1 protein-coding gene is annotated in these 1,112 nt (G+C 57.9%); it reads left to right on the forward strand.

What is annotated here, in order from left to right:
• Nucleotides 1-58 precede the first annotated feature (58 nt).
• Nucleotides 59-1,087: an IS630 family transposase gene (locus tag B2A78_RS25400; protein WP_240502683.1), complete on the forward strand. Its 1,029-nt coding sequence runs from the start codon at nt 59-61 to the stop codon at nt 1,085-1,087.
• Nucleotides 1,088-1,112 lie beyond the last annotated feature (25 nt).

The raw sequence follows: 1,112 nt of genomic DNA on the forward strand, positions 1-1,112 counted from the left end.
TATTGATTCGGTAACTAAAGCGAGATTATGACGTCTGAGAAGGATGAGCAGACGTCCAGTGAAACAACGGAGCGATCAGGCGCTGACCGAGGCCCGGAAAACGGCCGTGCGGATGCGGGCTGAAGGCTATACCGCCAAGGCCATTGCCACGATCTTGGAGGTGCATCCGAACACGGTGTACCGGTGGGCCAGTCAGGCCCGGAACGGGGGCGACACGGCCCTCGTAGTGCAACGACGTGGGCGCCGCAAGGGTGAGCAGCGGCGCCTGAGTGTTGGGCAGGAAATTGCCCTCCAGGCGCTGATTTGTCACCAAACACCGGACGCGTTGGGTTTGCCGTTTGCCCTGTGGACCCGGCAAGCAGTGCAGTTCTTGATTGCCCAGCAGACCGAAGTTTGGCTACCGATCCGGACGGTGGGGCTGTACTTGAAACGGTGGAGGTTAACCCCACAAAAGCCGCTGAAGAAAGCCTACGAGCAAGATCCGAGGGCGGTCACCCGGTGGTTACGGGAGGAGTACCCGGCGATCGCTGCCCGTGCCTGGGTGGAACACGCTGAAATCCACTGGGGGGACGAGACCGGAATTGAACAGGACGGGCAACGCGAGCGCGGTTACGCCCCACCAGGACATACGCCGGTGGTGCGAAAACCGGCGAAGAAGCTCCGCTTGAATCTGATTTCCAGTATCACGAATCAGGGACTAATGCGTTTTAGGGTTTACGAGCAGACGTTGACAGCGAAGGTTTTGATTGAGTTTATGAGCCGTTTGATTCAGGGCCAGCCGAAGAAGCTTTTCTTAATCCTGGACAACCTGAAGGTGCACCGGAGCCAGGCGGTGCAAACCTGGTTGGAGGCCCGTCGGGACCGGATCGAAGTCTTTTACTTGCCGGCTTATTCACCCGAATTGAATCCGGATGAGCTGTTGAACAGCGATTTAAAGGGCGTCCTGCACGCTGGGCGACCGGCGAAGAATAAGGCGGAGCTGAAACGCAAAGCGCGGTCCCATCTGCACCGGTTACAGAAACGGCCCGAGCGCATCAGGCGCTATTTCAAACACCCGAACATAACCTATGCGGCCGCGGCCGGATGATTCTGATTTAATTGCCGGGACAATA

The organism is Methylocaldum sp. 14B, assembly GCF_002005105.1.
In the GTDB taxonomy this organism is placed as follows: domain Bacteria; phylum Pseudomonadota; class Gammaproteobacteria; order Methylococcales; family Methylococcaceae; genus Methylocaldum.